This is a genomic window from Saccharomonospora saliphila YIM 90502 (assembly GCF_000383795.1).
Taxonomy (GTDB): Bacteria; Actinomycetota; Actinomycetes; order Mycobacteriales; family Pseudonocardiaceae; genus Saccharomonospora; species Saccharomonospora saliphila.
The window spans coordinates 4,920-7,830 of the sequence record NZ_KB912709.1 but is presented as its reverse complement, the minus strand read 5'-3'; the positions used below and the strand labels follow the sequence as shown (position 1 = coordinate 7,830).

The 2,911-nt window shown below is 72.8% G+C and carries 2 protein-coding genes and 2 pseudogenes; all 4 read right to left on the bottom strand.

The window, feature by feature from the left end:
- Window positions 1-34: 34 nt before the first annotated feature.
- On the bottom strand, window positions 35-859 hold the full coding sequence (locus tag SACSA_RS0117425; RefSeq protein WP_019819019.1) for a thioesterase family protein: 825 nt from the start codon (window positions 857-859) through the stop codon (window positions 35-37).
- Window positions 856-1,781: pseudogene (locus SACSA_RS0117420) on the bottom strand (proline dehydrogenase family protein). Before SACSA_RS0117420 ends, SACSA_RS0117425 begins: the two are co-directional and overlap by 4 nt.
- A gap of 60 nt (window positions 1,782-1,841) precedes the next feature.
- Entirely contained in the window at window positions 1,842-2,639 is a 798-nt protein-coding gene (locus tag SACSA_RS0117415) for a sugar phosphate isomerase/epimerase family protein (protein WP_019819018.1), read from the bottom strand.
- Between the two features lie 3 nt (window positions 2,640-2,642).
- Window positions 2,643-2,911, bottom strand: a pseudogene (locus SACSA_RS23555) (hypothetical protein); the annotation flags it as partial.

The following is a 2,911-nucleotide window of genomic DNA, read 5'->3' as shown; positions in this document are numbered from 1 at the left end:
CGGGCAGCGCGCACCGGCGGCCGGCCTGACGGCATCACGGCAGCGGGGACAGGGCGAGCTGCCGCGCCTGGCACACGATCCGGCCGTGGGCGTCGAGCACGACGGCGTCGGAGTCGAACCACCCCTCCTGCACCGACATGCTCTCGGCCCGCACCCGTAGCCAGCCGGGCTGGGGCCGGGCGCGCACCAGCGCGGTGATCTGCGCGGTCGGCGCCCACCCGGAGCTACCGAGGTTGAACACCACGGGCGGATTGATGTCGCAGGCCAGCAGCGCGAAGTACGGGTCCGGCTCTCCGTCCCGGGGACGGGTCCACAACCGCATCCTCGGCGGATCACCGTCCCGCCCGGCGAGGTATCCGGCGGTCGCGCGGTCCAGCCGCACGTGGCAACCACGGGCCAGGTGGAACACGCCCTCGGAGGTCTGGTCGCTCAGCGTCACCGCGTCCGGGGGCGGTTCCGCCGCCATCACGGGCCCGTCGTTCCACACCGGCGGGCGCACCGGGAGCCTGCCCAGCGTGACGCGCCCCTCCACGCAGCTCCGCCCGCGCTGTTCCAGGCCCACCGACACGACCGTGGCCCGCCGTCCGAGCTTGCGGACGTCGGTGCGCAACAGCACGGGGCCGATCGCGGGAGGGCGCAGGAACTCGGCGCTGACCGCCAGTGGTTCCATGCGCGGCTCACCGCGCTCGGCGAGCGCGACGACCGCGGCCCTGGCCAGGAGCGCGAGCAGGAAACCACCGTGCGGGTGGTTGCCGATGGACCACTCGGAGCGCAGACCGGCCGTGAACGTCCCGTCCCGCAGCGAGCGCACCTGGCAGGCCGCACGCAGGGACGCCGGTTCGTGGTCGTCCGTGGTCACGAACGGCTGGCCAACGCGCGCAGGAACAGGGCCGTGTTCGCGGGGCGTTCCGCCAGCCTCCGCATCAGGTATCCGTACCACTGCTCACCGAACGGCACGTACACACGCACGGTCTCCCCTTCCGCGGCCAGCCGGACCTGCTCGTCCGGCCGGATCCCGTACAGCATCTGGTACTCGTAACTGCCCTGCTCACGCCCGTACCGACGCGTCCGCTCGCGCAGCACGGCCACCAGCCGTGGATCGTGCGTGGCGAACATCGCGTAGGCACCCCCTCAAGCAGGATATTGGCACACCGAACATAGGCGAGATCGGTCTCGTGGCCGGTCGTGAACGCGACGTCGGCGGGTTCGGCGTAGGCGCCCTTGCACAGCCGCACCCGCGAACCCGCGCCGGACAGCGCCACGGCGTCGGCCGGGGTGCGCCGCAGGTAGGACTGGAGGACGGCCCCGGCCCAGGGCCACTCCTGCCGCAGCGTCTCGACGAGCCGCAGCGTGGCGTCGGTGGCGGTGTGGTCCTCCATGTCGATGGTCACGGTCGTGCCGCACCGCTGGGCGGCCGCACAGATCCGGCGCGCGTTGCGCAGGGCCAGCTCCTCGTCCCGGGCCACGGTCACCGCGGACACCTTGACACTGACCTCCGCCGCGTCCGCCAGCCCCTCGGCGCGCAGGGCGTCGAGCAGCCGCTCGTAGGTCCGTACGGTGTCCTCGGTGACCCCGGGATCGCTGGTGTTCTCCCCCAAGTGATCCAACGTCGCGTACCGGCCGTCGGCGGCCAGCGAGCGGACGGCGGCGAGCGCGTCGGCCACGGTCTCCCCCGCGACGAACCGGGCGACGATGCCCCGGGTGCCGGGCGCTGTCGCGACCGCTCGGCGGATCGCGTCACTGTCCGCGGCAGCGAGAATCAACGAACGCAACGGCTCCACAGAGGCAAACTCTACGGGTCGGCCGTGCCCCACACGGGCAACACCCGCGACTCCGTGTCCCTACTGGCCCAGATGCAGACGCGTGAACAGCAGTGCCTCGGCGAGGTCCTTCACCCGCCGCGCCGGTGACTTCGCGCCCCGCGTGTTGACCTCGAGCACCACCGCCCCGCCGTAGTCACCGGTGGCGAGCCGTTCGAGCAGTGCGGCGCACGGCTGGTGCCCACGACCGGGCACGAGGTGCTCGTCCTTGGGAACCCCGGTGCCGTCCGCCAGGTGCACGTGGCTCAGGCCCGAGCCCATCCGGTCGGCCAGCTCCAGCGCGTCCATGCCCGCGGCCGCCGCGTGGGAGACGTCCAGCGTGTAGTGCGCGTAGCCGACGTCGGTGGGGTCGATCGAGGGCCGGAACGCCGACACGCGGCTGTTCCGGCTCGCTCCGGGAGGCCGGACCTTGAACATGTTCTCGACCGCGATGTCCACACCGCTGTCACGCTCGAGCTCGGTCACCAGGTCGGCGAACGCCTCGCCGTAGCGGCGCTGCCAGCGAAACGGCGGGTGCACGACCACGGTCCCCGCGCCCAGCTCGCCCGCCGCGTCCACCGACCGGCGCAACCGCACGATCGGGTCGGGCGACCACACCCGCTGGGTGATCAGCAGCGAGGGGGAGTGCAGCGACAGCACCGGAACGCCGGTGTCGGCACTGCGCTTGCGCAACGCCGACACGCTCTGGCTTTCCGGATCGGCCCAGACCATCACCTCGACGCCGTCGTAGCCCAGCTCGGCGGCCAGCTCGAAGCCCTCCCCGGCGCGTAGGGGCCACACCGACGCCGTGGACAGCGCGACAGGAATCGACCCAGGCACGTGCTACCTGGACACGAGCAGCAGCGCCGCGGGAGACACCGTGACCACCAGGCCGACGAGCATCGCCAGCACGGTGGTCTGCGTGTCCTCCGCACGCCGGACCTTGCGCACGACCCACACCAGCGCGACGGTCACCACGACCGCCGCGATGAGCGCGGCGGCGGGCATCTGGCCCCACAGCCAGTTGAACGCCAGCCACACCCCCGCGCCGCCGGCCACGCCGAGAGCGAGCTGACCGGCCAACGCGAGCCACTGCCGGACGGGTGAGGCGT